The organism is Streptomyces vietnamensis (assembly GCF_000830005.1).
Classification (GTDB): domain Bacteria; phylum Actinomycetota; class Actinomycetes; order Streptomycetales; family Streptomycetaceae; genus Streptomyces; species Streptomyces vietnamensis.
In genome coordinates this window covers 880993-906874 of record NZ_CP010407.1, presented here as the reverse complement: position 1 = coordinate 906874, position 25882 = coordinate 880993, and the positions used below count along the sequence as shown (strand labels likewise).

The window sequence follows — 25882 nt, the reverse complement described above, 5'->3', positions numbered from 1 at the left end:
CCACGAACGCGGTGTGCCCCGCACCGGCCGTCCGCACGGCCCCGGGCGCGTCGACGACGCGCCCGGGGCCGTGCGTTGAGACACGGCCTCCGGGGCATCCGGCCGGGCGGGCCCGACCCGCCCGCTCACTCCTTGCGGTAGGCGTACGCCTCCGAGGCCGCGGCCGCCACCGCGTCGAGGTCCCCGCCGGCACTCGCCGTGACCAGCGCGGCGACCGCGCCCTCGACGAACGGCGCGTCCACCAGACGCGAGCCCTCGGGGAGCTCGTCGCCCTCGGCGAGCAGGGCCTTCACGGTGAGGACCGCGCTGCCCAGGTCGACGAGGAGCGCCACCCCGGCCCCCCGGTCGACGGCCTTCGCCGCCTCGCAGATCAGCTCGGAACTCGTCCCCAGCCCACCGTCCGGCGTCCCGCCCGCGGGCAGGACGGGCGCCAGGTCGCCCCCACCGGCGAGCCCCCGGGCGAGTTCGGCGACGGCCGCCGCGACCGCCGCGCTGTGCGAGACGAGCACGATGCCGACGAGGGACGCGCTCATGCCACCCCCTCCGCCCCGGCCGTCTCGGCGAGCGCCGCGAACAGCAGCGCCGACGACGTCGCCCCCGGATCCTGGTGCCCGATCGACCGCTCCCCGAGATAACTGGCCCTGCCCTTGCGCGCCTGGAGGGGTACGGTGGCCAGCGCGCCCTCCTCGGCGGCGGCGCGGGCCGCCTCGTACGAGCTCCGCAGCCCCTCCACGGCCGGCACGAGCGCGTCCAGCATCGTCTTGTCGCCCACCTGGGCGCCGCCCAGCTGCGACACGGCGGCCACCCCGGCACCGAGCGCCTCCGCCAGCCGCTCCCGGGTGACCTCGGCGTCCTCGCCCAGGGTCTTCCCGGCGCGCCGCAGCAGCGTCCCGTACAGGGGGCCCGAAGCGCCGCCGACCGTGGAGATGAGCTGCCGCCCGGCGGCGGTGAGCACGGCGCCGGGACTCGGCGGCGGCTCCTTCCCGAGAACCTCCGTCACGGCGGCGAAGCCCCGCTTCAGATTGGCACCGTGGTCGGCGTCGCCGATCGCCGAGTCCAGCTCGGTGAGCCGGTCGGCCTCCCGGTCGACGTCCTCGGCCACCGCGGCCAGCCAGCGCACCAGGAACCCGGCACCGAAGGTGTCCGTCACGTCGTCGCTCCCCATGCCCATCCCCGTCTCACCGGCCCCAGCGCAGCGCGGGCGTCTGCACCGGAGCGTCCCACAGGCGCAGCAGCTCCTCGTCGACCTCGCACAGGGTCACCGAGCAGCCCGCCATGTCGAGCGAGGTCACGTAGTTCCCGACCAGGGTCCGGGCCACCGGCACGTGACGCTCGGCGAGCACCCGCTGCACCTCGGCGTTGAACCCGTACAGCTCCAGGAGCGGAGTCGCACCCATCCCGTTGACCAGGGCGATGACCGGCCCGTCCGGACGCAGGTCCTCCACGACGGCGTCGACGGCGAAGTCGGCGATCTCCCGCGAGGTCATCATGGCCCGCCGCTCCCGGCCGGGCTCGCCGTGGATGCCGATCCCCAACTCCAGCTCGCCCTCCGGGAGATCGAAGGTGGGACTGCCCTTGGCGGGGGTCGTACAGGCGCTCAGGGCCACCCCGAAGGACCGGGATCGCTCGTTGACCCGGCGGGCGATCGCCTCGACCCGCTCCAGCGGCTGCCCCTCCTCGGCGGCGGCCCCGGCGATCTTCTCCACGAACAAGGTGCCCCCGGTGCCGCGCCGCCCCGCCGTGTACAGGCTGTCCGTCACGGCCACGTCGTCGTCGACGAGGACCTTGGCGACCTGGATGCCCTCGTCCTCGGCGAGCTCCGCGGCCATCTCGAAGTTCAGCACGTCACCCGTGTAGTTCTTGACGACGAACAACACCCCGGCCCCGCTGTCGACGGCGGCCGCGGCCCGCACCATCTGATCGGGCACGGGCGACGTGAACACCTCACCCGGACACGCGGCCGCCAGCATCCCGGGCCCCACGAACCCCCCGTGCAACGGCTCGTGCCCGGACCCACCGCCGGACACCAGCGCCACCTTCCCCTCCACGGGCGCGTCCCGCCGCACCACGACCCGCCGCTCCACGTCCACGGTCAACTCGGGATGAGCCGCGGCCATCCCCCGCAGCGCATCGGCGACGACGGTCTCCGGAACGTTGATCAGCATCCTCATGGGTACCTCCTGGTGAGACTGGCAGGCAAGCTGCTGGGCGGGGTCTTTGCAGGTCAGAGCATGTGAGGCGAGTTATGGATCTGGGCGGTTCGAGGCGGCGGGGGCGGTTCTGAGCGGTACTGATGCTGACTCAATGCTGACTTTCCTGACGATCGATCAGATCAGGGAGTCGTGTCCGAGGTTTGCGAGTGCGCATCATGACGCAATTATCGGCGCGAGATCGTGAGCGCGCACGGGTGCGTGGGACGACTCCTGGTCGTGGCTCAGCGCGACCTCCCTCCCCTCGCCTCCGACACGACATTCCGACCCGCTGCCAACGACATCGACTTGGCGGGCCGGGATACAGAAGGCCGATTCATCGTCGTCCCATGCAAGGATGATCAGGAGTTCACTGCGGGGGACCTGCGGAAGGCCGTGGAGACGTTCACCGGTGGGAGGCGGCCCTTCGGCGCCGGCCATCGGATCGTCGCCACCTCTGCCCCCACGGAGCGCACCCAGCCGGCCGACGAGTCGGCAGTTCTCCAAAGGGAGCACGGGGACCTCGAACTGGACTTGTGGGGTGCGGAACAGATCAACGACTTCCTCCGCCACCAGGCTGATGTCGTCGTACGGTTCTGGACTCGCGAGACGGCGAAGGTCTTCTGCACCGGAGCACCCCCTTCCGGGTGCCCCTGCTCCTCCTCCCGACCGCCAGGAGCAGGCGGACCGCATCCTCATCGAGCCTCTCAAGACGAGTGAGGTGAGGCGGATTCTGCGTGCGTCAGATGCCGAGCGGGCGTCGGCACCGGGCGAATCCGCAGGAAAGCACGGCGAAATCGCGTCGAGACTGGAAGACACGGGCTTCCGAGGGCATGCCGGCGTGTTGAGCAGCCGGCAGCTGGAGGCGCTCAGGGAAGCCGGGCTGCTCGACGACGTGACCGACCTCGCGGCGAGGGGGCTCGCCGGTGAACTGGTCGAGTCGCAGACACGGAGCCTGACGATCCAGTGTGCAGAAGGCATCGAGTCTCATCACGGAGGACACGGTTCTCCAGCTTCTGGGGTCGGGTCCCCACCAGGACACCAGCGCTGCACAGACGGTCTCACCGGGGCCCGTGACCGAAGAGCAACGGTGGGCGCTGCGCATCAGAGCAGCGGAATTCGTGGAAGAGGAGACTTTCCTGGGCGATGTCATTCCCGCCGAACTGGATCCGGGCCACCCGACCGTCCGTGAACAGGCGCATCGTGCTCGCGACCGCATCCTCGGACACCCGGACCCTGACCCTCACCGCGTCGAGTTCGGCACCCGCATGGTCCCCGGTTCCTTCCTTGTCTGCTTCCTCGACAAAGAGGACCGAAACAGGTGTCTCGCCAAACTGATGGAGGTGGCCGACGACCCGAGAGAGGCGGCTTTCAACCGGCAGGACGCACTCACCGGGACTCGCAATATCGTGATCCAGCAGACGACGGCGGCAAGATCCACGACGTTTCAGTTCAGCAAGGCATTTGTGCTCGGGGAACGAGATGCCCGTCACCTCGATGACAAGGTGACGGGCAAACACCATCCGCTGAGTTCGGCCCAGATCAGCTCGGCATCCGCTTCCTTGCGCGCCAAAGGATTGCGTCTGGCCGCCGCTTCGGCCTGCGTTCGCGGGGAGCCGGACCCGAGGCTGTGTGGCTTTCTCGCTGCGAACTGGCCCCAGAGAATCGGCTCCGCCTGGTACCAGTCCGTTGACCGTTCCACTCCGGTCCGAGACGGCTCCGCCGATGACCTGGGCATCGACGGGGTGCGAAGCACGTCTCGAACATGTGGTGAGGCCGGCTCTGACCGGATAGCTGGGGCCGCTTCAGAACGAGAAAGCCGGCTGTGGTCGTCCTGCCGCCAAGGTGCCTGGACGCGCTGTGCCTGTTGCTGTGCGGAGGAGGCGTCTGCGCGTGCCATGGAGCGGGGCTTCCGTGGTTAGAGTGCCCGCGTGAGTACACGCGGGTCCCGGGGGCCTTACAGCAAGACCGCCGCCAGGCGACAGGAGATCCTCGACGCCGCCCTCGCGGCCTACGCCGAAGCCGGCAGTCGAGGGGTGTCGGTGCGGGACATCGCCCAGCGGGTGGGGATGACCGACGCGGGCGTGCTGCACCACTTCGGCAGCCGTGAGGCGCTGCTCACCGCAGTCGTCGAAGCGCGCGACACCGCCGCCCTCGCGGCGTACACCCCGGAGACCGTGCTGTGGCGGACCGAGCTGCTCGCCGAGAACGCCGCCACGCCCGGCCTGGTCAAACTGTTCCTGGACATCGCGGCCGCAGCCGCGGACCCGGACCATCCCGGACACACGTTCTTCACCGAGCGCTACCGGGGGCTGCGGCGGCAGATCGCGGCCTTGCTGCTCGCCGGTCCGCCCGCGGAGACGGAGGGCGCCGGCCCCGAGTCCGCGTGCGACGCGGACTGGGCCGCCCGGATCCTGCTCGCCGCGACGGACGGCATCCAGCTCCAGTGGCTGCTCGAGCCGTCCATCGACATGGCAGGCGACGTCGGGCGGCTGCGCGACGTGCTGCTCGAGGCCCTGCGCGACGACGGCGGTGCGGAGCCGGGACTTGCACGTCAGCCGAAGGAGTAGTCGGCGCCGGAGCGTTCGACGCCCGAGGTGAGCGTCGCGGCCACGCGTGTGCCGCGTGCCGTGCGGACGACCGTGCAGTCCGTGGCGTAGGCCCGGACCAGGTCGATGCCGCGGCCGCAGCACGCCTCGACGCCGTCGCCGGGGAGGCGGGTGCGCCGGGGCCGCCACCGGCCGCTGTCGTGGACCTGGACCGTGACCGTCCGGTCGGTGGTCGTGAGGAGCACGGCTACATCGGGGCTGCCGCTGTGCCGGACCACGTTGGCGACGAGTTCGGTGACGACGACGGCCAGGGCCTCGTCGGCCTGGGCGTCCAGCTTCCATCGGCGGGCCGTGTCCCGGGCGAAGCGCCGAAGTGCAGGGACCGCCTCGGCGGTCGCGGCCATGACGGACACGGCCCGCCGGGTGCCGTAGAGCTCTGGGCCGGGCTGGTGGGGGATGGTGTTTGGTGAGACGCCGGGTGCGCTGGCCCGCAGGGCTGCGGGAGAAGCGGGGATGGGCATGTGGGGGGCTCCTTGCGCCTGTGGGGGAGGGGCGCGGTCGACGGTTCGAAACCGTCTGTAAAACGACAGTAAGTCCCAAAACTTTGGGTGTCTAGGTTTTTGCGTCACTGGGTCTCCGGCAGTGGAACTCCGCGGACGGAGGCCCAGGCGGGGGTGGGGGCGGGATCAGGGCGTGGGGGGCCAGCGCCGCGGCGGAGGCGGCGCAGGTGGCGAGGGCCAGTTTCGTGCCGTTGGCCGTGCCTGCTCCGACCAGTGCCAGGCGGCGACCGCCATGGGGGCCGCTCGACTGGGCATCGAGCTGCCACTTCTGCCCGGCCGAGTCGTTGCAGGGTCGGGCGGTGACGGTGGTGCCGGAGCCGTCGAGGCGGACGCCGTCCTTGCCGGTGAGGGCGCCTGCAGCGGTGAAGGTCCAGCGCTGGTCGGTGCCGCCGCGGCATGTGTAGAGGGTGGGCTCGGTGCCCGCGATCGTGGCGCCGTCCGGCAGGTCGACACAGGTTCCGGAGGCCGCGTTGACCAGGGTGACCGTCGGCGAGAGAGGTGTCACCCCGCCGGTCGCCGAGGTCTCGGCGACGCTGGTCCATGAGCCCCGGTGCCCCGCTTCCGACAACGCTTTGTGACGTCCTCGATCACATGGCGCCCCGCCTTCGTTCACAGGGCCGGGTCGGATGGCGGAGGCACAGACGCCAGGCGGCGGATCGCGACGACGGCCGCGTCGTCGTTGAGATGGGCGTCGACGTGGGCCAGCAGGTCGTCCTGGAGGTGGCGCAGCAGTTCCTCGGGGTCGTTCGTGGTCCACTGTGGTGCGCGTTCGGTGAACGGGTAGAAGCGTCCGTCGGTGTTGCGTGCCTCGATGACGCCGTCGGTGTAGAGGAGCAGCAGGTCACCGACCTCGAACGGGAAGGTCTGGACCTTGTAGTCGGAGATGCCGAAGGCCCCGCCGAATCCGATCGGGAGGTGGCTCGCCTCGGCCACGAGCGGGATGAGCCGGTTTCCGCGGAGGATGAGCGGCGGCGGGTGTCCGCAGCTGATGAGGTGGACGACCGGATCGTGGTCGGGGATGTCGAGCAGCATGGCGGTGGCGAAGTCCTCGACGGTGTCCTGCTCCGTCTGCGGCCGCCACTGGCTGGTGTCCCAGCGGAACGCGCCGTCCAGGTGGACGGCGAGGCGGGGCAGGGTGGCCTGACGGTGGGCGGCCGCCCGGAAGGCACCGAGCAGCAGGGCGGTGTTGCTGATGGCGCCCAGGCCGCTGCCGCGCACGTCGCCGATGAGGAGCCGGGTGCTGTGGTGGTCGGTGCGGGCGGCCGCGTACAGGTCGCCGCCCAGCTCGGCTTCCTCCTCGGCGGGGATGTACAAGCCGGCGATCTGCAGCGGGCCGGCGCGTTGGGGCAGTGGTCGCAGCAGCACGCTTTGTGCTGCCTCGGCCACCGACCGCACCTGGTGCAGTTGCCGTTCGTGCTGGTCCCGCACCACACAGACGGTGACACAGACGGCCGAGACGACGATCAGGGCGGCGATCTGGGCCTGGACGTTGGCGGTGCCCAGGACCCCTCTGAGTGCGCCGACCAGTACTTGGGCCACTACCGCAAGAGCCCCCATGGCCGCCGTCGTGCGGGCGCCGGCGAACGCGACCGTGATCGCGGGCGCTGCCACGAGCAGCGGACCGAGGTGGATGTGCGGCGGGGCCAGCACATCCACCACGCACACCGTGACGATCAGCGCGAGTGGGATCACCAGCAGCGCGGGCGCGTGCCCCGTCCGCCAGGAACGTCGGGCGTCCGACTGTGCTCGAAAAGCCATGCCCCAAGCCTTCCACCTGCGTCCGCGAGGCGGGATGCGCCGCTCCGGGTGCCGGGGCCAGTCGCTGTGCGAGACCGGACAAGAACGCGAAGAGTGCCCGGCGGCCTCACGCCGCGGTGGAAGCCGCGTCCGTCGACAGGCGAGATCGGGCAGGCTCTTTCCGGGTCAGCTCGCGTCCGGGGCGTCGATGATGTTGCCGTCCTTGTCGAGCGTGTGGGTGTCCCAGTACACGTCCCACTTGTCTCCGACCTGCTGTGGCACCTTGCCCTCCGGGTACCGCACGAAACCGGCCGGGGGCTTCTCCTTGTCCGAGACGCAGACAGAGCCGGTGGCACCCACGGACATGGCGGGGTACTCGCCGCTGCTGCAGATGTCCTCCTGGTACTCGATGCCGGCGCATCCGGTGAGGGCCACGACTGCGCCCGCGCCGACGAGAGCAGCAGCCACGAAGCGGACCCTCCCAGGGCGCCGGGCAATGGCGAGTCGGGTCATTCTGCGGGGCATGTACACGATGGTCTCCAGTCGCTCGGTCTGCCCCCACCCTCGCCGTCGCATCGCTGCCGTGACGTGAGTACGCGTACTCAGAAAGGCACGCATGAATGCTCAACCGGCCGCATTCGTAAAGGGCTTCGCGGACATCGAGGAGCTCGCCGCAGCGTACGCGGGGTAGGAGCGGCCGGGAACAGTCGAGTGGCGACAGGTACGGCTCTGTCCGTGGCGCCCGACGACGGGGTCACTCCGCACGGGACCCTGCCGCCCGGCTCTCCCGGCGGCGCACAGCCGTGCTCCTATGCGCTGACGGGAGCGTGTCGGTGCGCGCACACGCACAGTCCCGGGCCCTTCGCGCCCTGACGAGCTCGTGCACGGTAAGCGGCGGGACGTCGAGCTCCGGATCGTCGATCACGGCTGCGTGGTGGGGAACGTGACGCGTGCAGTGATCATCAATGAGCTTCTTCAGCGTTGCCGCTCCAGGGTGAGGACGGCCTCGGCGATTGACGTCATGCGGTTGGGGCTGCACCGGGATCTGCGGAAGATCCGCCAGGGCTTCAGGCGGGCGACGCCGCGTTCGACCGATGCCCGTGCCGCAGCCACGGCACGGGCTGCTGGTGAATCCGATGTGGTACCCGGCCGGCCCCAGGATGTGGGGCCGGCCGCGGGGTGCCGGGGATACCCGCGCACCTGTCACCTGGTCGGAGTCCGCGCCGTAGGGGTTGGCCGGTGCGAGCCTCCTGCCGGGGATCACCCGGACGCCATGACGATGACAGGACGGCGGTCCCCAGGCGACAGGCCAGGCATGATCACGCACATGTTGAGCGTGGTTCACTCGATCCATAAGGAGCAATGGAGCTTTCAGCGCGTGACTTATGCGTGGCGCGCATGATTCGGGGAGTTGGCCGTGGACACGATCGACCGCCACATACTGGATATCCTCCGCAAGGACGGGCGAGCGCCCGTGTCGGAGATCGCACGTGCTGTGGGACTCTCAGCGGCTCCGTGCGCCCGCCGTATAGAGCGCATGGAGAGGGCGGGTGTGATCCGCGGCTACACCGCGGTCATCGAGGACAGCCGGGCGGGCATGCTTCAGGCGTTCATCGAGATCCGCCTGCTCGGCGCGACCGACAGCGACGAGATCCAGGGCATCTCCGAGAGCATCCCGGAGATCGAGGAGAGCCACAGCATCGCCGGCACCTCCGACGCCCTGCTCAAGCTCCGGGTCCGGGACGTGAACCATCTTCAGCAGGTGATCAACGCCGTACGCCGGACCGGCAAGGTGGAGGGCACCAAGACCTTCATCATCATGAACACCTGGACCCGCGGGACCGAGCAAGCCGGCACCCCGTAACCCCGAAACGGCATCACGCCCGAGGCTCGGAGGCCATCCGCCTGCCGACGGCAGGCTCGTTCAGTCGAACAGGCTTCCGTCGCCCCGCCTCGATCCGGGACGGAGCGGCAGGTCGCCCGGGCGGCTCTGTCGATGTCGGCATGGCTTCAGGGACGGGCCGGCCGACCGGAAGGCTTCTGCCGCCGTCAGATGATCGACGCTGTCCGCTACCGCCGACGACGGTGTCAAGTGGGTGAATCCACCGAAGGACTTGCCGTCATGCCGGCGCTGGTCGAAGTGGGGGAAGTTCGGCCATGACTGAACCCGGCGGCTCCTGGAGCCGTACGGGCGGGTCACTCACGTGCTGGTGTGACGGCGCGCGCGAGTTGGAAGCGTGAGTGCAGGCCGAGTTTCCGGTAGACGCGGGTGAGGGTCGCTTCAACCGTCTTGACGCTGACGGTGAGGGTGGTGGCGATGTCGCGGTTGCTCGCTCCGGCGGCGGCGAGTTCGGCGCAGCGTTGTTCGGCGGAGGTGAGGCGGGGGCGGGCGTTGTTGTTCGTAGGGGCGGCTTCCAGCCGGCTGAGCGTGTGCGCGGCGGTTTCGGCCCACGGGTGTGCGTGGTGGGCGGCGAAGAGGTCGGCGGCGCCCTGCGCGGCGGCGCGGGCGCTGGCGCGCCGGCGTCCGCGTCGTTCGGTGTGGCTGAGCGCCAGCAGGGTCCGGCCCCGTTCGAGGGGAAGGTGGCGGAGGCGGTCGGCCGCGTCGGTGAGGCGCCGGGCCGCGGTGTCGTAGTCGCCGCGGGCGGCGTCCAGAAGCGCCTGGGCGCGTTCGAGGGGAGGGAGGACCGCGTCCCTGCCGAGGTCGGCTGCGGTGCGGCGGGTGTCGTCCAGCAGGCTCTGTGCCCGGTCGAGGCGACCGAGGGCGACGAGGGTCTCGGCGAGTTCGGGATGCCAGCGCAGGATGGAGGGGTCGCGGACCTGCTGGAGTTCCTCCAGGGTGCGGACTTCCTCCAGGGCCTCCAGGGCTTCCTTGGGGTGGCCGGTGGCCAGGAGGAGGTGGCCGAGGGCGAAGAGGTTGCGGGAGAGGAAGACCTTGTTGTCCTCCTGCCGGGCGGCGTCGACTCCGCGGCGTGCGTGGACGAGGGCGAGGTCGGTGCGACGGGCGGCGCCCTCGACGAGGGCGGAGGTGTAGCACGCCGGTGCGGGTGACAGGGAGGTCTCGTCGGTCAGCGCCTGGGCGCGGTGGGCGTGGTCGAGCGCCCTGGCGCACCGTCCGGCGCGGAGTTCGGCCTCGGCGAGGCTGCGCCGGATGTCCACGGTCGCCTCGGCGTCACCCGTCCGCTCGGCTTCGACGAGCAGGGGAAGCAGCGAGGTACGAGCCTCCTCGGGGCGGTCGTCGAAGAGGGCGTGCCGGGCGGCGAGGTGCTGGGGTGTGCCGTTGACCGGGATGGAGGCGGCGTGTGGCAGGGACAGGGCGCGGCTGAGCGTGGTCTCGGCGTCGGGGTGGCCGAGGACGCGTTGGAGGCGGGCCTGCATCGTGAGGGCCATGACGGTGGTGGTGGTGTCGCCGACGGTCTCGGCGAGGTCGGTGGCCCGGCCGGCCAAGGCGCACGCTCGGTGGGGGTCGCCCTCGTTGACGTTGGCCCAGATGGACTGGCGGATGAGGAGCCGGGCCGTGAGGTCGGATCGTCCGGCCGCCGCGCGGAGTGCGTCGGCGAACAGTTCATCCGCGCTGTGCAGGTGCTGGCCGCTCGCGTCGATCAGGGCGACGAGGGCGTCGACGCGTTGGGCGGGGGTGGTGTCGTGGCCCAGGACGAGGCGGGCGGCGGCCCGGCCGCGGGGGAGGTCGCCGTAGTGGGCGGCGTCACGTACGGCAGTCAGGGCCCGTTCGGTGAGCAGGTCGCCGTCCTCGTGCGGGGTGCGCTGGGCGGCGAGGAGGGAGAGCTCTGCCGCGAGCGCGTGGTCGCCGCGCTGCCGGGCGCGTGTGGCAGCGCCGGCGGCGTGGAGGGCCGATTTCGGGTCGGCGGCATCGGCCGCCAGCACGGTGTGCCGGTCGCGGCGGACGCTGTCGTGGCTGGCCTCGGCCAGGCGGGCGTGCAGGAGCCTGCGCTCGTGCTCCGGCAGCCGGGCCGCGAGTTCGGTGCCGATCGCGGAGGCGGTGAAACGTACGCTCCTGTCCGCCCGTCCGATGTCGAGCAGCCCCGCTGCCTCGGCCTGGGCGAGGAGGGCTTCGGCTGCCGGGCCGGCGAGGCGGCCGAGCAGTTCGAGGTCGGGCCGGTCGTCGAGTGCGGCGAACGTCAGCAGTTCCTGTACCTGGGCCGGTACCTCGTCCAGCCACTCGCCCACCAGTCGGCGGGCCGTCGGCGGCAGGGCCGACTCGCTTCCACCCTCCCGGTCCGGGAGCGGGCGCGAGACGTCGGCCAGCGCCAGGGCCAGGGCCGGGTTCCCGCCGCTGTGGGTGTGGATGCGCGTGACCTCGTGGGGGGCGAGCCGGTACGGGGACAGCAGCGTCGCGACCTGAGGGACCGTCAGGGGTGGGATGCGCACCGCGCACGTGCTCTCCCCGCACCAGTGGCCTGCGGCCCCCGGGCGCCAGGTGCGCTCGGCCGCGATGACGGGAAGGTCCGGGGTCAGGCGCAGCGCCCAGCCCAGGACGGCCGCACTGGTCGCGTCCAGCCACTGGGCGTTGTCCACCACCAGCGTCATCGGTGGAGCCTCCCGCAGCAGAACGGCGGTCTGCCGGCGCAGCCGCAGGGCCCGACCGGCATCGTCCGGAAAACCCGACCGGCCGGCGGCCTCGTCGAGTGCCGCCGTCAGCTCCCGCCCGGCGGGCAGTGACGGTAGGGCCAGCGCGAGTTCGAGCAGCCCGGCACAGGCAACCCGGGCGTCCTGCGGACGCGGGGCCAGCCGCAGGACGGGCAGGCCCAGCCGTCGCCCCAAGGCCCCGGCCGCGGTGGTCTTGCCGCTTCCGGGCGGCCCGAACAAGACGATCCGGCGGGTGCCGTGGACGTCCTCCGGCACCACCGGCAGCACGGGACCGGCCTCGTGGGACGCGTCTGTCCACATCGCAGAGTCTGGCATCGGGCCATGGTGCGCCCGCCGGACCTCCCCGTCCAGATCAAGGGATTGCCCCGATGTCGGCCGCCTCCCGCGTCCCTAGCCTCATGGCCACAGCCGAGCCAACCGCTGCCGAACGCCCCCCGCACCCCAGATGACGTTCTGCGGCACATCCCCGACAAGGCCCGGCGGAAGGATTGCGATGAACCGCAAGAACGCCCTGGCAGCCGGTGTCGCGGCAGCCCTCGCCCTGGGCACCGTGACCGTGGTGGCCACCCAGTCCACCGCGGCTCCCCGGCCCACCGCGGCCGCCGGTGACTCCGCCGCCCAACCCGGCGCCGGCTTCCAGGCGATGACGGCCGAGGCGCGCGGCGAGGCGATACGCACGGCAGGCCGGAACGCGGCCGCGACCGCCCGCGCGCTCGGGCTGGGCCCCGACGAGCGCCTGGTGGCCAAGGACGTGCTGATCGACGCCGACGGCTCCCGGCACGTGCGCTACGACCGCACCTACAGAGGCCTGCCCGTCATCGGCGGCGACCTGGTCGTGCACCTCACCGAGGACGGCACGATCACCGGCTCGAACCTGGCGCACCAGGGCGCGATCCGGATTGCCGACACCACGCCGAAGCTGACGGCGGCCGACGCCTCGGCCGCGGCCGTGAAGCACGCCAAGCACGTGAAGCACGCCAAGGCAGGAAGCAAGGACAGCACCCTGGTGGTGTACGCGGTCGGCAAGATCCCCGTCCTCGCCTACCGTTCGACCGTCACCGGCGCGGGCGAGACCGGCCCGGCCTCGCGGGAGGCGGTGATCGTCGACGCGACCAGCGGCGTGCCGCTGGACCAGTACGAACTGCACCAGAGCATCACGGGCACCGGCAACGGCGTCACCGCCGGCCAGGTCTCCATCGAGACCACCCAGTCCGGCAGCGGCTACACCCTGACCGACGCCGCGCACGGCGGCACGATCGTCTACGACTCGTACAACAGCCCGCAGTCGAATCCCAGGCAGAACGCCCGGGCCTTCTCCAAGACCACCAACTCCTGGGGCAACGGCACCACGTCCAGCCGCGAGAGCGCCGCGGTGGACGCCTCCTACGGCCTGGCCAGGACCTGGGACTACTACAAGAACTCCTTCAACCGCTCCGGCATCCGCAACGACGGCCGCGGCGCCCCCGCCTACGTCCACGTCGACACCGGCCTGCTCAACGCCTTCTACGACGACAACTGCTTCTGCATGTACTTCGGCGACGGATCCTCGCAGAACAGCAACACCCCGGTCACCGCGCTCGACGTGGCCGGCCACGAGATGAGCCACGGCGTCACCGCCGCCACCGCCAACCTCACCTACTCCGGCGAGTCCGGCGGCCTCAACGAGGCCACCAGCGACATCTTCGGCACCATGGTCGAGTTCTCCGCCGGCAACGCCGGTGACCCGGGCGACTACTACATCGGCGAGAAGCTCAACATGTCGGGCGGCTACATGCGCCGGATGGACAACCCTGCCGCCGACGGCAGATCGCTGTCCTGCTGGACCTCCAGCGCCGGCTCGGCGGACGTGCACCTCTCCTCCGGGATCGGCAACCACTTCTTCTACCTGGCCGCCGAGGGCACTGGGGCGAAGACCATCGGCGGACGCTCGCACACCGGCACCACCTGCAACAACGACACCTTCGCGGGCATCGGCAAGGACAAGGCCGCCGCCGTCTGGTACCGGGCACTGTCCACCTACATGACCTCCACCACCAACTACTCCGGCGCCCGCACCGCCACCCTGCAGGCCGCCGCCGACCTGTACGGCACCAACTCCCAGGAGCGCTACCTCGTCTCCAAGGCGTGGGCGGCCGTCAGCGTCGGCACCGCCCTGCCCGACCCCGGCACCCCCACCCCTTCGCCGTCCACCCCCACCCCCTCGCCGACCACGCCTCCCAGCGGGAACGCGCTGACCAACGGCAGCTTCGAGCAGGGCACCAGCGGCTGGACCCAGAGCGACGACATCATCACCAGCTCGACTCTGCAGGCTGCGCGTGACGGTTCCTGGTACGCCTGGATGATGGGCTACGGCGCTGACGCCGTCGAGTCCCTGTCCCAGTCGAACGTCGCGGTGCCCTCCACCGGCACCCCGAAGCTCACCTTCTGGCTGAAGGTCACCACCCAGGAGTCCGGCTCCGCGGCCTACGACACCCTCAAGGTCAACGTCAACGGCACCACGCTGGCCACCTACTCCAATGCCAACGCGAGCTCCGGATACGTCCAGAAGACCGTCGACCTGTCCGCCTACAAGGGGCAGACGGTGAAGCTGGAGTTCGCCGGCACCGAAGACACCTACCTGTCGACCGTCTTCCTGGTCGACGAGATCGCCATCGGCTGACCGGTCCCGCTCACCACCGGCACTCCTGCGGCCGGAGCCCCTGCTCGGGTGCTCCGGCCGCAGGAGCCACCGCATGCGCAGGGGCGGCCCGCTCCTCACTCCGCGGGTTTCGCGATACCGCGCCGCTGTTCGACGACGAGGCCGGCGGCAACGCCAACGCGGACGCACCGGTGGCCGGCCCCGGGGGCCTGTCGCGGGGCGTCAGTGTTCCGCCCGGTCCGGGTCCCTGAGCGACGAGATCGTCCGTGAAGGCGCCCGCCGGATGCCGGCCGCCGCCCTGGAGGCGGAAGTCGACCCGTACATGGCCGAGTCGGCTGCCGAGACGGACGAATACGGGCGGTGCCTGGTCGTGCGCAACGGTCGCCATCGGTCCCGCACCGCACGAGGACACGGGGCAGCGCAAGCGGTTCTCCTTCAAGGCCCTTGCGTCGTCCATGACTTCGTCTACGTGTGGGTCAAAGGTATGCACCGGAAGGTGCGGCTCGGCCGGGTGCACTTCACCGTCTGACGGGCGGTCGGCAACACGTCGGTGTGGCCGACCCCTCCCTCGACTGCTCGGGCGTCTTCGTCGAGAGCGCTCAGTTCTGCACCTGCTGGGGAGCGGAGCGGTCTGCCTCGTCCTGGGGATCGGCGAGGAGCCGCAGGAGGCCGGCGATCTCATGGCCGGCTTCGGCGGGGTGGCGGAAGGGGGAGTCGGAAGCGATCGTGTAGCGGTTCCGGCGCGCGTCCTCCGCCCGGCTGCGCGTGAGGTATCCGGCAGCCTCGAGGTCCGAGACGATCGCCTGCACGGTGCGTTCCGTCAGTCCGCACACGGCCGCCACGTCGCGGAGCCGCACGCCGGGGTCGCGGGCGATGGACAGCAGGACGCGGGCGTGATTCGTCAGGAACGTCCAGTCGGATCCGTGGCCGGAATTTTCTCCCATGTATCAACTATGCCTCCCCGGATGACAAGAAGCAGGGACCCGAGAAATGCCCGAAGGTGATTTCGTGTAATGGTCGACGTATACTTTGATGAGAATGTCGTGGATCAGGTGTTCCAGTCCTTCGGTGTTCCCTTTGGAGGCGGCCTCATGGCTCGTGGAACGGTGCCCTCCCGCGAGGGGGGTGGAGTCGATGACTACTGCGACTACTGCGGGGAGTACGTGGCGGAGAGGGCGTCATGGCACGGGCGCGCGCCGGACTCCTCGTATCTCGATCCTCGCGACCGCTGGCAGGACGGTTGGCGGCCGCTGGTGGCCTGTAGCGATGCGCACTTGAGGGCTGCGGTCTCCACTTTGCGGGCACGTCCCTTCGTGGAGGCGGAACTGTGGGCGGAACGCCTGGTGCGCATACGGACCAGCCATCCCCGAGGCATAGGCCTCGCCGATCTGGAACGGGAGTCCCGTCTCACCTCCGGCCAGGTGGTGGAGGCTGCTCTGTGGGCAGGGCGCCGCCATACGCGCTACCGCAAGGAGGGGGTCGGATCGTCCGAGCCGACACCGTCCTCCGGCGGAGAGCCGGGAAAAGGCCCGCATGGGACCTCGAAAACAGGGAAGTCGCCGCCACGAGGAGGAGGTGCGTCGTGACATCTGACGAGGAGCGGACCGCGCAATCCGAATCCGAAGTCGAACCCGAAGGCCGTGTCCCGCACTCTTTCGTCGTATGGGTGAGCGGCGACCTGGACTTGGATCACTCGGCCGAGTTGCGGTCCTTGCTCCTTGACGGTGTCGCCCGCGCGCCGCGTGGCACTGAAATCATCGTCGACCTCCAGAATTCGTCGTTCTGTGATTCGACCGGTCTCAATCTGCTGTTGGCGGCCAGGGAAATGGCGCTCGGATCGGGGAAGAGCATCACCCTGGCCGCTCCCAGTCACCAGATGGTGCGGCTGCTGGAAATCACGGGCTCTTCCGATCTCTTCGACTTCGGCCCGGCCGAGCAGAGGTGGCCCCGTTGACCGCCGGAGCGAAGCCGGAAGTCGTTGTCCGGTCTTGAGGCTGATCTGAGGCGCCGTCCGCCGGCTGCTTTCCGGCTCGTGCTCCGAACGCCGACCGGTGGAGCCCGAGTTGACGGCGTCGGCCGTCATGCCGTGCCCGGTTCCGGGCGGAGGGTGCCGGTGAGGCGCTCAGGAAGCCGTCAGGAGCTGTGCCGCCAAGCTCTTGATCATGCTCTCGGTCCAGCGGAGCTGGCGCTGCGCCTGCGGCTCGCAGTGTTCGACGAGCTCGGTGAGGCGGGAGTCCCGGGTGGCTGCGGCGGCCTGGGCCAGCATCTGCCAGTACACGCAGTTGCCGGCCACGGCCAGGTGCAGCGCCCGCAAGTCCTCCAAGAGGTCGGGAGGAGCGTCGTCCGTCATGGGTCCGGCCTCCCGAGGGCCGGCCGGAGGCGCTCCGGTCTCCCGAGGGCCGGCCGGGGGCGGTGCGGTGTCCGGGGGGTCGGACGAGGGCGGTGCGGTGTCCGCGGGGCCGTAGTGGTGCAGGGTCTCCCTCAGGAGACGGTCGTGCTCGGCCGACCAGCGCGCGAGGTCCGTGGCGACGTGGTGGATCTCGTGCTCCTGCCGGTGGCGCCCGGCCAGCGCGAGGAGCTCCGTGGTCAGCCGGCGCTCGTCCCTGCGCAGGGCGTCGAGGACCGCCGCGAGCCCGCTCACGGTCCCGTCTCCGCTTCGTGGGGCTCCTCGGCCTCGAACGACTCCTCGACCCATGCCGTCCGGCCGCCCGCGGTCGCCGGAACCGTGCCCGGGCGGGCCGGGGCGGAGGCCGTGGTGGTGGGGGCGGGAGAGGGCTTTCCGTCACCGCGCGCCAGGAGTGTGAGGCGCGCGGCGGCCGTCTTGAACAGCGGCTGCTTGGAGACGGGGTCCCAGTCGGTGACCGTGGCCTCGTTGGCCGCCCGCCCGGGTGACCCGTCGGAGGGACCCGAGCCGCCGGGGGTGTCCCAGTAGCCGTAGTGGAAGGGCACGAACAGCAGACCGCGCCGGATCTCCGTGACGCGCAGGCGCCCTTGGAGCGAGCCGCGGGGGCTTCCGACCTCGACGAGGTCCCCCTCGTGGAGGCCGAGCTCGGTGGCGTCGGCGACGGAGATCTCCACCCACACCTCGGGCGCCGCAGCGTCCAGCTGGGGAGTGCGGCCCGTCTTGGTGCGGGTGTGGAAGTGGTAGAGGGTGCGGCCGGTCGTCAGCTGGAAGGGCAGCTCCGCCCCGGAGTCCTCGTGCGGCGGCAGGTACTCCGCCGCCCGGATCACCGCCTTGCCGTCAGGATTCAGGTGCCGGTATTCGGCGGCCGGCGCCGGTGAGCCGGTGACGAGGTCCTTGCCGTACGACTCGCAGGTGTCGGGGTGGGCCCAGGAGACGCCGTCGGCGTACAGGCGCGGCGTCCCGTCCGGGGCCGCGTCGGTGCACGGCCACTGCACGCCGCTGCCGCCGCGCAGCCGGTCGTACGACAGGCCGGTGTAGTCGCACGGGCGGCCGGCACTGCACCGCTTCCACGCCTCGAAGGCGGATTCCGGGTCGTGCCAGGTGACGAGCGGCCCGCCGTCCTTGTCACGGAAGTCCATGCGGCGGGCGTAATCGAGGAAGACGTCGAGGTCCGGCCGTGCGTCCCCGGGCGGCTCGACGGCCCGCTCGGAGAGGTGCACGGTGCGATCGGCGTTGGTGAAGGTGCCGGTCTTCTCTCCCCAGGTCGCGGCCGGCAGGACGACGTCGGCGAGCTGGGCGGTTTCGGTGCGGAACAAGTCCTGGACGACGACGAACAGCCCCTCGCGGGTGAGGACGTCGCGCACGCGGGAGAGCTCGGGGAGGGAGACGGCCGGGTTGGTGCCGCTGATCCACAGCATGCGGAGGGAGCCCTGCTCGGCATACCGGAACATCTGCAGGGCGTGGGTCGGCGGTGCGTAGTGCGGGATGCTGTCGGGCTCGACGTTCCACACCTTCGCCAGCTCGGCCACGTGCTCCTCGTTCGCCCAGTTGCGGAACCCCGGCAGGTCGCCGTCGGCGCCGCACTCACGGGTGTTCTGGGCGGTGGGCTGCCCGTTCATCTGGAGCACGCCCGCGCCGGGCCGGCCGAGCATGCCCCGGACCAGGTGCAGGTTGTTGACCTGGACGGCCGCGGCGGTGGCCTGGTGCGACTGGTAGACGCCCTGCAGCACCGTGGACAGCAGCCGGTCCGCGGTGCCGAGCACCTCGGCCGCCTCCCGGATCCGGGACGCCGGCACGTCGCAGAGGGCGGCGGCCCACTCGGGAGTGCAGGGCGCGACGGCCCGTTCCAGCTCGTCGAAGCCGACCGTGTGCCGTTCGACGTAGGGGCGATCGACATGTCCGGCGCGGACGATCTCGTGCAGGAGGGCGTTCAACAGGGCCACGTTGGTGCCGACCCGTGGGGCCAGGTGCACGGACGCCCGTCGGGCCACCGGAGTGGGCCGGGGGTCGACGCACACCAGCCGGGGCGGATCGGCGCCCTCCAGACGGTCGAGCAGGCGCATCCACTGCACCGGCTGGGACTCGGCGAGATTGTGCCCGAACAGGGCGATGACGTCGGCGTGGTCGATGTCGTCGAAACTGCCCGGCTGGCCGTCGCACCCGAACGACTCCTTCAGCGCCTCGGCCGCGGTCGAGGTGCAGAGCCGGGTGTTGCCGTCGAGGTGCGGGGTGCCGAGGCCGGCCCGGGCCAGGACCGCGAGCGTGTAGTACTCCTCCAGGAACAACTGCCCGGAGGTGTAGAAGCCGATCGAACCGGACCCGTGCGCGTCCAGCAGCGTGCGCGAGCGGGCCGCGACGAGGGTCATCGCCGAGTCCCAGTCCGTCTCGACGAGGCGCCCGTCCCGGCGTACCAACGGCCGGCGGAGCCGGTCGGCGGCACTGTTGGCCTGCCACGCGAAGGCGTCCTTGGGCCCGAGCCGGCCGCGGTTGACACGGTCGACGGTCCTGCCCCGCACGCCGACGATGCTTCCGTCCTTCACGGCGATGTCCATGGCGTCGCCGTCGGAATGCAGGAGCGAGGCCGTCTGCACCCAGCGGTCGACCTCGTCCTCCCGGACACCGTCGGCGAGACACGTGTCCCGGCGGGTGGGCCAGCGACGATCCCGTCCGTACGGGGTGCGACTGCCCCAGGGCTGTGCGATGCGGTCCACCGAAGTCCTCACGGTCACCTCCCGACCGGCCGGAAGCAGGGTCCGCGGCCTTGCCGCCGCCCGGTTGCAGGGACAGGGAGCGGGCGGCGGCCTCAGGGGACGCCGTTTCGCGCATGCCCCCGTGGGGCGGGTCCATGCACGCGACACCCCGGGCCGGTGACCGACGGGCTCCTCCGTCCTGCCCGGCCGGCCCCGGCACGCTCGTTCAGATCTGGGTGACGAGTGCGACGCACAGGGTGACGAGGCCGAGGGCGAGCCAGGCGAGGTAGTCGCCGAGGTGTCCGGAGTGCAGGCGGCGCAGCGTCCGTACCGCGCGGACGGTCCAGTGGCGCGTGGACAGCGAGGGACCGCGGTGGTGGACCGCGGCGGTCGCCAGGGCGGCCGCGAGGACGGTGGACAGCAGCCCGAGGAGCACTCCCGCCACGGTCCACCCGGCCGCCGGCGTCGATGCGGCCGCCGGCGGCGTGCCGGGCACGGCGAGGACCGCGGCGGCGTACCGGGCCGGGTCGGTGAAGACGGACGCCGCACGGGCGAGGGCGGCGGCGACGGCCGGCAGGCAGCCGATGAGCACGGCCAGGGCGAGCAGGACGGCCGGGACGACGGTCATGGGGAGCGGCAGGCTGCGCTCCGGCGAGCGGATCTCGGGTTCCTCGCCCTCGCCGGTGGTCTCCTCCTCGCCCGGACGGCTGTGGGGCACGGGGCCCGTGCCGAAGAAGACGCGCAGGCCCGCGCGGAGCGCGGCGGCACCGGTGACGGCGGAGGCGGTGACGAACACGGCGGGGAGCAGCCAGGGCTGCCAGTGCCCGGCGGCGTCCTCGCCGAGCGCTTTGCCGAGGCCGGTGCCGAACGGCGGCAGCCCGGCCAGCGCCAGGGCGCCGGTCAGGAACAGCACACCCACCGGACGCAGCTCGCGGGCCCTGCCGTGCAGGCCGTGTTCGTCGACGGAGCCGTAGCGGTCCAGAAGCACTCCGGTGAGGGCGAAGAGCGCGGCTTTGACGCAGCCGTGCGCGGCGACGTACACCGCCGTGCCGGTGACGCCCGAAGGGGTGAGCAGGGCGACGCCGATCAGGAACAGGCCGACGTGGCTGACGGTGGAGAACGCGAGGAGCCGCTTGAGGTGGCGCTGCTGCCAGCACATCAGGGCGCCCAGCAGCGCGGTCAGCACGCCGAGGGCGGTGAAGGCGGTGCGGAAGGCATGGGGAGGGATGCCGCCCGGGCCGGAGAAGACGGTCCAGTACACGCGCCCGACGCCGTACACGCCGAGTTCGACCATGACGCCGGACATCAGCATGCACACCGGGGTGGGGGCCACCGCGTGGGCGTCGGGCAGCCAGAAGTGGAACGGTACGGCCGCGGCTTTGACCAGCAGGGCCGTACAGATGAGGGCGAACGCGACGACGGTCAGCACGTCGGCGGGGTGGGAGGACAGACGGAGCCCCAGGCGGGCGAGGTTGAGTTCGCCGGTGCGGGCGTAGAGCATGCCGATGCCGAACAGGGAGCAGTAGGCGGCGAAGGAGGTGACGATGCCGAACGCGAGGGCGCCGTGGAGGGGGCGGGGGTCTTCGATCCGGTATCCGGTCAGGGCGTAGGCGGCCGCGCCCATCAGCTCGAAGAAGACGAAGGCGTCGAACAGGTCGCCGGTCAGGGCGAAGCCGGCCATGCCGGCCTCGAAGAGCAGGATCAGGGCGGGGAACGCTCCGGCGTGTTCCCCGGCGGGTTCGTCGAAGTACCGCCAGGAGTAGACGACGACCGCGAGCACCAGGACGGCGACGAGGAGCGCCAGGCCCGCGCCGATCGGGTCGGCGGCGAGCACGATGCCCAGGCGGGCGGGCCAGCCGCCGAGGTCCGCCGTGGCGAGGTGCCGGCTGTGCGGCCAGAGCAGGGCCAGGCAGACGACCTCGGCCGTCGCCGACGCGGTCGCCAGGATGTCGCAGCCGGTCCGGGGCAGCGTCCGGCCGGCGACGGCGAGCAGGGCGGCGCCGAGCAGGGGGATGGCGACGGCGAGCGGCAGCAGGGCGGCCTCGGTCACGTGTCAGCCCTTCAGGCCCGTGAGGGCCTGGGGGTCGACGGTGCGGTGGCGCTTGCGCAGTTGGATGGTGAGGGCGAGCAGCAGGGCGGTGACGGTGGCGCCGACGACGACATCGGTCAGCGCCAGTGCCTGCACGACGGGGTCGACGACCGGACGGGTGCCGGGGGTGAGGTCGGAGTACACGGGGGCGGTCGCTCCGCGACGGTAGCCGACGGCAAGCAGCAGGAGATAGGTGGAGGACTGGGCGACCGCCAGGCAGCCGATGGCGTGGATCAGGTTGCGGCTGGTGACCAGTCCGTACAGGGCGACCAGCAGGACCCAGCCGGCGGCGAGGTAGGGCCACGTCCCCATCAGCCGTCTCCGTTCTCTCGGCGGTCGGTGTCGGTGAGTTCGACGGCCTGGCTGAGGAAGTGGGCGAGCAGGGTGATCAGGCCGCAGGCGACCTCGACGCCGACCGCGGCGTTCAGCACCGGAACGGTGCCGCCGGACGTCATGGTGTTGAAGGTGCCGAGGGGCAGTACGTTCTCGAGGAACGCGCTCCCGGCGATCAGGCCGGCCAGGCCGATGAGGGTGTAGGAGGCGGCGGCGAGCGAGTCCGCCACGTCCAGCACGGCCAGTGGCCGGAGCTTCTTCAGGGCGCGGTAGTCGGCGGCCACGTACGCCAGGTGCAGGGCGGTGGCCAGGACGACGCCGCCCTGGAAGCCGCCGCCGGGACTGAGCTGGCCGTGCGCGACGACGTACACGCCGACGACCAGGGCGATGGGCAGCAGCAGCGTGCCGAACAGCCGGGTGGTGGGCATGACGCGTTCCGCCTCCGCCCGGCGGTGGCGTTCGTCATGGGCCCGGCGCAGCAGCAGGGTCGCCCCGAGGACGGTGCCGAAGAGGATGGACTCCTCACCGAGCGTGTCGAAGGCGCGGACGTCGAAGTTGACCGCGGAGACGACGTTCGCGGTGCGGCGGGCCAGGGCCGCCGCCACCGCCCGGTCGCCGTAGGGATGGTCCGGTGTCCCGAACGGCGGCAGATGCGCGCACGCGGCCGTGAAGAAGCCGGCGAACACCACGGCGGCGACCAGGAACAGGACCAGCCGGGCGCGCGCTGTCACCCCTGCTCCCGCCCCTCGGCACCGTCGTGCCGGTCGGCGTCGCGGCTCGCGCGCGTGGGCTGACGGGTGACCTTGCGGACGGTCAGCAGGATCATCAGCGGGGTGAGCGCGGTGCCCACGCCCAACTGGGACAGCGCCACGTCGGGTGCCTGCAGCACGGCGAACAGGATCGCCAGGCCCAGGCCCAGGACGGAGAGGACGACGGCCTGGCGCGTCGGGTCCCGGGTGAGGACCGCGACGGTCGCGGCGAGGACGACGAAGGCGACGGCGGCTCCGACCAGCCACTCGTTCACGACCCGCCCCCCTTCTCGGCCTCTCCGGACCGGTCGGCGGCGCGGCCCACGGCGATGGTGGTGACCGTGCCGCCGACGGCGAAGAGCAGGCCGATGAACAGTGTCTTGGCTGCCGCCCGGCCCGCACCCTGCTCGACGGCCACCGCCGCGGCGATCAGCGGCATCCCGACGCAGGACGCGGGTGCCAGGGCGTGCAGCCGCATCAGGGTGCCGCGCAGCCGCAGTACCGCGGCCGCGGACAGGAGCACGGCGGCCACACCGGTCCACAGCAGCACGAGTACGACCACGTGAGGCGGCGTCAATTCCGGTCTCCTTCCTGTGTGCCGACGTGTGCGGTGCGGTGCGGTGCAGTGCGGTGAGGTGCGGTGCGGTGCGGTGCGGTCAGGTGTCGGTCGCGGAACCGTGTGTCTCGTGATGGCGACCGGAGACGAAGCGGGTGAAGACGAGGGCGCCGGCGGGGGCGAGGACGCCGAGCACCAGCGCGAGGTCCTGGTAGGAGGACCGGTCGTAGGCCTGGGGCAGCAGGAGGAACACGGCCCCGGTCACGCTGGAGAGCAGCGAGGCTCCGACCAGGCGGTGCACCGCGCTGCCACGAGCCGCCACCCACAGGCACGCCGGCGCCGGGACGGCCAGGAGGACCAGGGCTGCGACGGCCCAGGCGTTCACCGCGCGCCGTCCGCGCGGGCCACGGCCTGCTCGACCGGTCCGGCTCCCGGACGCAGGGCGTGGACGAGGACCTCGTCGTCCCGGGGGACGTCGATCACGCAGGTGTCCGGCGACATGCCGAGCAACGTGCCGGCCCACCCGGCCCCCGTTCCCCGCCGCAGGCGGACGCGCCGCACCAGCGCGCCTGCCGGGTCGGTGACCACGGCGGCCGTCAGCACGCCCAGACCGCGCACCACCGAGCCCGGCAGGGCGACGAGCGCGCGCACCGCGCCCCGGCCTCCCTTCGCCCGGCCGCCGGCGGCCAGGCGCATCCTGCGGGCCGCGAAGGCCCCGCCCAGCGCGGCAAGGGCGCCCACCACCAGTTCGACGGGCGACACGGAGCTGATGAACACCACCGTCGCCGCGGTCAGCACGGCCCACCACACCACGATCTCCAGCACCCCGCGCACTCCCGGCCTCCCGTTGCCCGTGAGTATGGTCTCCACTCGGGGGCGCGCCGGTACGGGCGGCGCGGCCAGGGTCACCCGCGCGGCCCACCCCCACGGGGGAATCACGCCACGAGCCCCACCTCCTCGTGCACGGGTCAGTGCCGCTCCTGCCCGAGGCGGGCGGCGGCTTCGAGCATCAGGGCGTGGACGAAGGCCTGCGGCAGATTGCCGCGCAGCTGGCGCTGGGCGACGTCGAACTCCTCCGCGTACAGGCCCGGCGGACCGCAAGCGGCTCGGTTGCGTTCGAACCAGCGCATCGCCTCGACGTCGTCGTGCTGCTGGTGCTCGGCCATCGCCACGGTGAAGCCGCACAGCAGAAACGCCCCTTCGGCGTCCTGCAGCGGTCGCCGGTCGTGGCGGAACCTGTAGACGTAGTGATCGCAGGCGAGGTCGGTGCGCACCGCGCGCAGGGTGGCGACGGTGCGGGGGTCGTCGGCGGGCAGGGCGCCGCGAAGGGCGGGGAGCAGCAGGGCCGCGTCCACACGGTCGTCATCGGGGGAGCGCTGCCAGCGTCCCGTCGGGTGCAGGCATTCGGCCGCGGTGTCGGCGACGATCGCGTCCGCGAGCGCCTCCCAGCCGGCGGCGCGTCCGCTGTCCGCCCGGGGGGCCACGGCGGCGATCGCCCGCAGTCCGGCCGCGCACACCAGGCGGCTGTGCGTCCAGCGGTCGTTGTGCAGTTCCCAGATCCCGGCGTCCGGCTCCCGGCGGCGGGCCGCGATCGCGTCGGCCGCGGTGAGCGCCGCCTGTCGGCCGTCCGCGTCCAGCCGGTCGTGCCGGGCGCCCGCGGCCAGGAGCAGCAGGGCCTCGCCGAACACGTCGAGCTGGAACTGGTGGCTGACGCGGTTGCCGACGACGTCGTAGCCGCCCGGGTAGCCCGGCAGGTTCAGGGCGCGCCGGCCGGGCACCGCCCGCCCGGCGGCGGTGTAGGCGGGGGAGAGGCCGGGGCCGTGCTCCAGGAGGCGGGCGGTGACGAAGCGCAGCGAGTCGTCGAGGAGTCGCTGCCCGCCGACCGCGGCGGCGGACTGGCCGATGAAGGACTGGTCGCGGATCCACACGTACCGGTAGTCGTAGTTGCGGCCCTGCTCGGCCCGTTCGGGCAGGCTGGTGGTGGCCGCGGCGACCGTGCCCCCGGTCGAGGAGGTCAGGCCGGCCATGACCGCGTACGCGTGCCGGGCGTCGCGTCGGCCCGGTGTGCCGGTGAGGTCGGGCACGCACCCGGCCCATCCCGTCTCGGTGGCCCGCCACCACACCTCCGCCGTCTCCGGTGCCGGCGGCGGCCGACCGGAGACCTCCAGGACGAGATCGTGGTGCGCCCCCGCTTCCATCGTGACGGTGGTGCTCAGCCCCCCGTCGCCGGGTCGGGCGTCCGGCGCGCCGCTGAACCGCACGTACAGGTCTCCCGCGCGGCCCGTCCAGCGCCCGTGCTCATCGCGGCGCACCTCGCGCAGCGGCGCCGTTCCGAAGCCGGCCGCCACGCGCAGTTGCACCGTCAGGCGGGCTTCGCCGTCGACGGCCAGGATCCGGCGCAGCACCACGGCACGGTGCGGGTCACCGGGGTGGGCCAGGGCCTCGCGGCATTCGACGATGCCGTCCGTCCCGATCCAGCGGCTGCGCCAGATCAGGCTGCCCGGCTCGTAGTAGCCACCCCACACGAACGGCCCGTCCGGGGTGACGCTGTACCAGCCGTCGCCGCCGATGAGTGCGGCGAAGACGGCATCGTCGTCCCAGGCGGGTGCGCACATCCACACGATCTCGCCGCGCGGCCCGACCAGGGCGCCGCGCTCGCCGTCCGCGAGCAGGGCGTAGTCCCGCAGGGCATGCGGATCAGGTCGGCCGCGGACGGACGCCGTCATCGGCGCGTCCTTTCCGGCCCGGCCGGTGCGTGCCGGTCCGTCGCCCGTCGCCGACAC

Annotated in this window: 24 protein-coding genes and 2 pseudogenes; 6 read left to right on the top strand and 20 right to left on the bottom strand. The window is 72.0% G+C overall.

What is annotated here, in order from left to right; all coding sequences use genetic code 11:
• Nucleotides 1–125: 125 nt before the first annotated feature.
• Genes SVTN_RS03920 through dhaK form a run of 3 tightly spaced genes read right to left on the bottom strand, consistent with a single transcriptional unit; the run spans nucleotide 126 to nucleotide 2171 of the window.
• Nucleotides 126–533: a PTS-dependent dihydroxyacetone kinase phosphotransferase subunit DhaM gene (locus SVTN_RS03920; protein WP_041127809.1), complete on the bottom strand. Its 408-nt coding sequence runs from the start codon at nucleotides 531–533 to the stop codon at nucleotides 126–128.
• Nucleotides 530–1165: a dihydroxyacetone kinase subunit DhaL gene (gene dhaL, locus SVTN_RS03915; RefSeq protein WP_052499612.1), complete on the bottom strand. Its 636-nt coding sequence runs from the start codon at nucleotides 1163–1165 to the stop codon at nucleotides 530–532. The genes SVTN_RS03920 and dhaL overlap by 4 nt, the downstream gene beginning before the upstream one ends.
• A gap of 13 nt (nucleotides 1166–1178) precedes the next feature.
• Entirely contained in the window at nucleotides 1179–2171 is a 993-nt protein-coding gene (gene dhaK, locus SVTN_RS03910; RefSeq protein WP_041127808.1) for a dihydroxyacetone kinase subunit DhaK, read from the bottom strand.
• A 1091-nt stretch (nucleotides 2172–3262) separates the two neighbouring features.
• Here dhaK and SVTN_RS44140 point away from each other — a divergent pair.
• Nucleotides 3263–4111: a hypothetical protein gene (locus SVTN_RS44140; protein ID WP_159026413.1), complete on the top strand. Its 849-nt coding sequence runs from the start codon at nucleotides 3263–3265 to the stop codon at nucleotides 4109–4111.
• Nucleotides 4112–4120: 9 nt separating this feature from the next.
• The gene (locus tag SVTN_RS03900; protein WP_078908187.1) at nucleotides 4121–4759 is read left to right on the top strand and encodes a TetR/AcrR family transcriptional regulator; all 639 of its coding nucleotides are present in this window, start codon (nucleotides 4121–4123) and stop codon (nucleotides 4757–4759) included.
• Here SVTN_RS03900 and SVTN_RS40870 read toward each other — a convergent pair.
• The 5 genes and pseudogenes from SVTN_RS40870 to SVTN_RS43060 form a co-directional block, all read right to left on the bottom strand.
• A complete protein-coding gene (locus tag SVTN_RS40870) occupies nucleotides 4744–5259 on the bottom strand; it encodes an ATP-binding protein (protein ID WP_078908186.1) in 516 nt (171 codons plus the stop codon). The two genes, SVTN_RS03900 and SVTN_RS40870, sit on opposite strands and share 16 nt — an antisense overlap.
• 91 nt (nucleotides 5260–5350) lie before the next feature.
• Complete coding sequence (locus SVTN_RS03890; protein WP_041127806.1) at nucleotides 5351–5866, bottom strand: RICIN domain-containing protein; 516 nt, start codon at nucleotides 5864–5866, stop codon at nucleotides 5351–5353.
• A gap of 41 nt (nucleotides 5867–5907) precedes the next feature.
• Nucleotides 5908–7056, bottom strand: a complete 1149-nt coding sequence (locus tag SVTN_RS03885; protein WP_041127805.1) for a PP2C family protein-serine/threonine phosphatase — start codon at nucleotides 7054–7056, stop codon at nucleotides 5908–5910.
• Nucleotides 7057–7221: 165 nt separating this feature from the next.
• Nucleotides 7222–7560 (bottom strand): SCO0607 family lipoprotein, encoded by a 339-nt coding sequence (locus SVTN_RS03880; RefSeq protein WP_041133535.1) that lies wholly within the window; start codon nucleotides 7558–7560, stop codon nucleotides 7222–7224.
• Between the two features lie 450 nt (nucleotides 7561–8010).
• Nucleotides 8011–8151, bottom strand: a pseudogene (locus tag SVTN_RS43060) (IS5/IS1182 family transposase); the annotation flags it as partial.
• Nucleotides 8152–8452: 301 nt separating this feature from the next.
• On the opposite strand from SVTN_RS43060, the gene SVTN_RS03875 reads away from it, so the two are divergent.
• Nucleotides 8453–8899 carry an Lrp/AsnC family transcriptional regulator gene (locus SVTN_RS03875; protein ID WP_245727435.1) on the top strand — a complete coding sequence of 149 codons (447 nt, stop codon included), beginning with the start codon at nucleotides 8453–8455 and terminating at the stop codon, nucleotides 8897–8899.
• Nucleotides 8900–9231: 332 nt separating this feature from the next.
• On the opposite strand, the gene SVTN_RS03870 is transcribed toward SVTN_RS03875, so the two are convergent.
• Entirely contained in the window at nucleotides 9232–11955 is a 2724-nt protein-coding gene (locus SVTN_RS03870; protein ID WP_078908184.1) for a helix-turn-helix transcriptional regulator, read from the bottom strand.
• Between the two features lie 178 nt (nucleotides 11956–12133).
• On the opposite strand from SVTN_RS03870, the gene SVTN_RS03865 reads away from it, so the two are divergent.
• Nucleotides 12134–14299 carry a M4 family metallopeptidase gene (locus SVTN_RS03865; RefSeq protein ID WP_041127803.1) on the top strand — a complete coding sequence of 722 codons (2166 nt, stop codon included), beginning with the start codon at nucleotides 12134–12136 and terminating at the stop codon, nucleotides 14297–14299.
• A gap of 226 nt (nucleotides 14300–14525) precedes the next feature.
• Nucleotides 14526–14675 (top strand): annotated as a pseudogene (locus tag SVTN_RS45330) (IS256 family transposase); the annotation flags it as partial.
• Between the two features lie 202 nt (nucleotides 14676–14877).
• Here the strand turns inward: SVTN_RS45330 and SVTN_RS03855 are convergent.
• The gene (locus tag SVTN_RS03855; RefSeq protein WP_052498935.1) at nucleotides 14878–15222 is read right to left on the bottom strand and encodes a MarR family transcriptional regulator; all 345 of its coding nucleotides are present in this window, start codon (nucleotides 15220–15222) and stop codon (nucleotides 14878–14880) included.
• A gap of 638 nt (nucleotides 15223–15860) precedes the next feature.
• Here SVTN_RS03855 and SVTN_RS44135 point away from each other — a divergent pair.
• On the top strand, nucleotides 15861–16232 hold the full coding sequence (locus SVTN_RS44135; protein ID WP_052498934.1) for an STAS domain-containing protein: 372 nt from the start codon (nucleotides 15861–15863) through the stop codon (nucleotides 16230–16232).
• Nucleotides 16233–16400: 168 nt separating this feature from the next.
• Here the strand turns inward: SVTN_RS44135 and SVTN_RS03845 are convergent, their stop codons facing one another.
• From SVTN_RS03845 to SVTN_RS03800, 10 genes are all read right to left on the bottom strand, one after another.
• On the bottom strand, nucleotides 16401–16919 hold the full coding sequence (locus SVTN_RS03845; RefSeq protein WP_041127802.1) for a hypothetical protein: 519 nt from the start codon (nucleotides 16917–16919) through the stop codon (nucleotides 16401–16403).
• The gene (locus SVTN_RS03840) at nucleotides 16916–19405 is read right to left on the bottom strand and encodes a molybdopterin oxidoreductase family protein (RefSeq protein ID WP_041127801.1); all 2490 of its coding nucleotides are present in this window, start codon (nucleotides 19403–19405) and stop codon (nucleotides 16916–16918) included. Before SVTN_RS03840 ends, SVTN_RS03845 begins: the two co-directional genes overlap by 4 nt.
• A 193-nt stretch (nucleotides 19406–19598) precedes the next feature.
• Entirely contained in the window at nucleotides 19599–21422 is a 1824-nt protein-coding gene (locus SVTN_RS03835; protein ID WP_041127800.1) for a complex I subunit 5 family protein, read from the bottom strand.
• A gap of 3 nt (nucleotides 21423–21425) precedes the next feature.
• Entirely contained in the window at nucleotides 21426–21773 is a 348-nt protein-coding gene (locus SVTN_RS03830; protein ID WP_041127799.1) for a sodium:proton antiporter, read from the bottom strand.
• The gene (locus SVTN_RS03825) at nucleotides 21773–22525 is read right to left on the bottom strand and encodes an MnhB domain-containing protein (protein ID WP_041127798.1); all 753 of its coding nucleotides are present in this window, start codon (nucleotides 22523–22525) and stop codon (nucleotides 21773–21775) included. The genes SVTN_RS03830 and SVTN_RS03825 overlap by 1 nt, the downstream gene beginning before the upstream one ends.
• On the bottom strand, nucleotides 22522–22818 hold the full coding sequence (locus tag SVTN_RS03820; protein WP_041127797.1) for a Na(+)/H(+) antiporter subunit B: 297 nt from the start codon (nucleotides 22816–22818) through the stop codon (nucleotides 22522–22524). The genes SVTN_RS03825 and SVTN_RS03820 overlap by 4 nt, the downstream gene beginning before the upstream one ends.
• Nucleotides 22815–23120 carry a monovalent cation/H(+) antiporter subunit G gene (locus tag SVTN_RS40860; protein ID WP_159026412.1) on the bottom strand — a complete coding sequence of 102 codons (306 nt, stop codon included), beginning with the start codon at nucleotides 23118–23120 and terminating at the stop codon, nucleotides 22815–22817. Before SVTN_RS40860 ends, SVTN_RS03820 begins: the two co-directional genes overlap by 4 nt.
• Nucleotides 23121–23199: 79 nt before the next feature.
• Entirely contained in the window at nucleotides 23200–23484 is a 285-nt protein-coding gene (locus SVTN_RS03810) for an MrpF/PhaF family protein (protein ID WP_052498932.1), read from the bottom strand.
• A complete protein-coding gene (locus SVTN_RS43055; RefSeq protein ID WP_162494302.1) occupies nucleotides 23481–23924 on the bottom strand; it encodes a Na+/H+ antiporter subunit E in 444 nt (147 codons plus the stop codon). The genes SVTN_RS03810 and SVTN_RS43055 overlap by 4 nt, the downstream gene beginning before the upstream one ends.
• A gap of 143 nt (nucleotides 23925–24067) precedes the next feature.
• A complete protein-coding gene (locus SVTN_RS03800) occupies nucleotides 24068–25825 on the bottom strand; it encodes a glycoside hydrolase family 15 protein (protein ID WP_041133528.1) in 1758 nt (585 codons plus the stop codon).
• Between the last annotated feature and the right edge of the window lie 57 nt (nucleotides 25826–25882).

Excerpts from the sequence above, each read along its gene's own strand:
- SVTN_RS03880 (WP_041133535.1), bottom strand. The coding sequence starts at position 7,560 with ATGCCCCGCAGAATGACCCGACTCGCCATTGCCCGGCGCCCTGGGAGG.
- SVTN_RS03865 (WP_041127803.1), top strand. The coding sequence starts at position 12,134 with ATGAACCGCAAGAACGCCCTGGCAGCCGGTGTCGCGGCAGCCCTCGCC.
- dhaL (WP_052499612.1), bottom strand. The coding sequence starts at position 1,165 with ATGGGGAGCGACGACGTGACGGACACCTTCGGTGCCGGGTTCCTGGTG.
- SVTN_RS03870 (WP_078908184.1), bottom strand. The coding sequence starts at position 11,955 with ATGCCAGACTCTGCGATGTGGACAGACGCGTCCCACGAGGCCGGTCCC.
- SVTN_RS03855 (WP_052498935.1), bottom strand. The coding sequence starts at position 15,222 with ATGGGAGAAAATTCCGGCCACGGATCCGACTGGACGTTCCTGACGAAT.
- SVTN_RS03800 (WP_041133528.1), bottom strand. The coding sequence starts at position 25,825 with ATGACGGCGTCCGTCCGCGGCCGACCTGATCCGCATGCCCTGCGGGAC.
- dhaK (WP_041127808.1), bottom strand. The coding sequence starts at position 2,171 with ATGAGGATGCTGATCAACGTTCCGGAGACCGTCGTCGCCGATGCGCTG.
- SVTN_RS03830 (WP_041127799.1), bottom strand. The coding sequence starts at position 21,773 with ATGGGGACGTGGCCCTACCTCGCCGCCGGCTGGGTCCTGCTGGTCGCC.
- SVTN_RS03920 (WP_041127809.1), bottom strand. The coding sequence starts at position 533 with ATGAGCGCGTCCCTCGTCGGCATCGTGCTCGTCTCGCACAGCGCGGCG.
- SVTN_RS03885 (WP_041127805.1), bottom strand. The coding sequence starts at position 7,056 with ATGGCTTTTCGAGCACAGTCGGACGCCCGACGTTCCTGGCGGACGGGG.
- SVTN_RS40870 (WP_078908186.1), bottom strand. The coding sequence starts at position 5,259 with ATGCCCATCCCCGCTTCTCCCGCAGCCCTGCGGGCCAGCGCACCCGGC.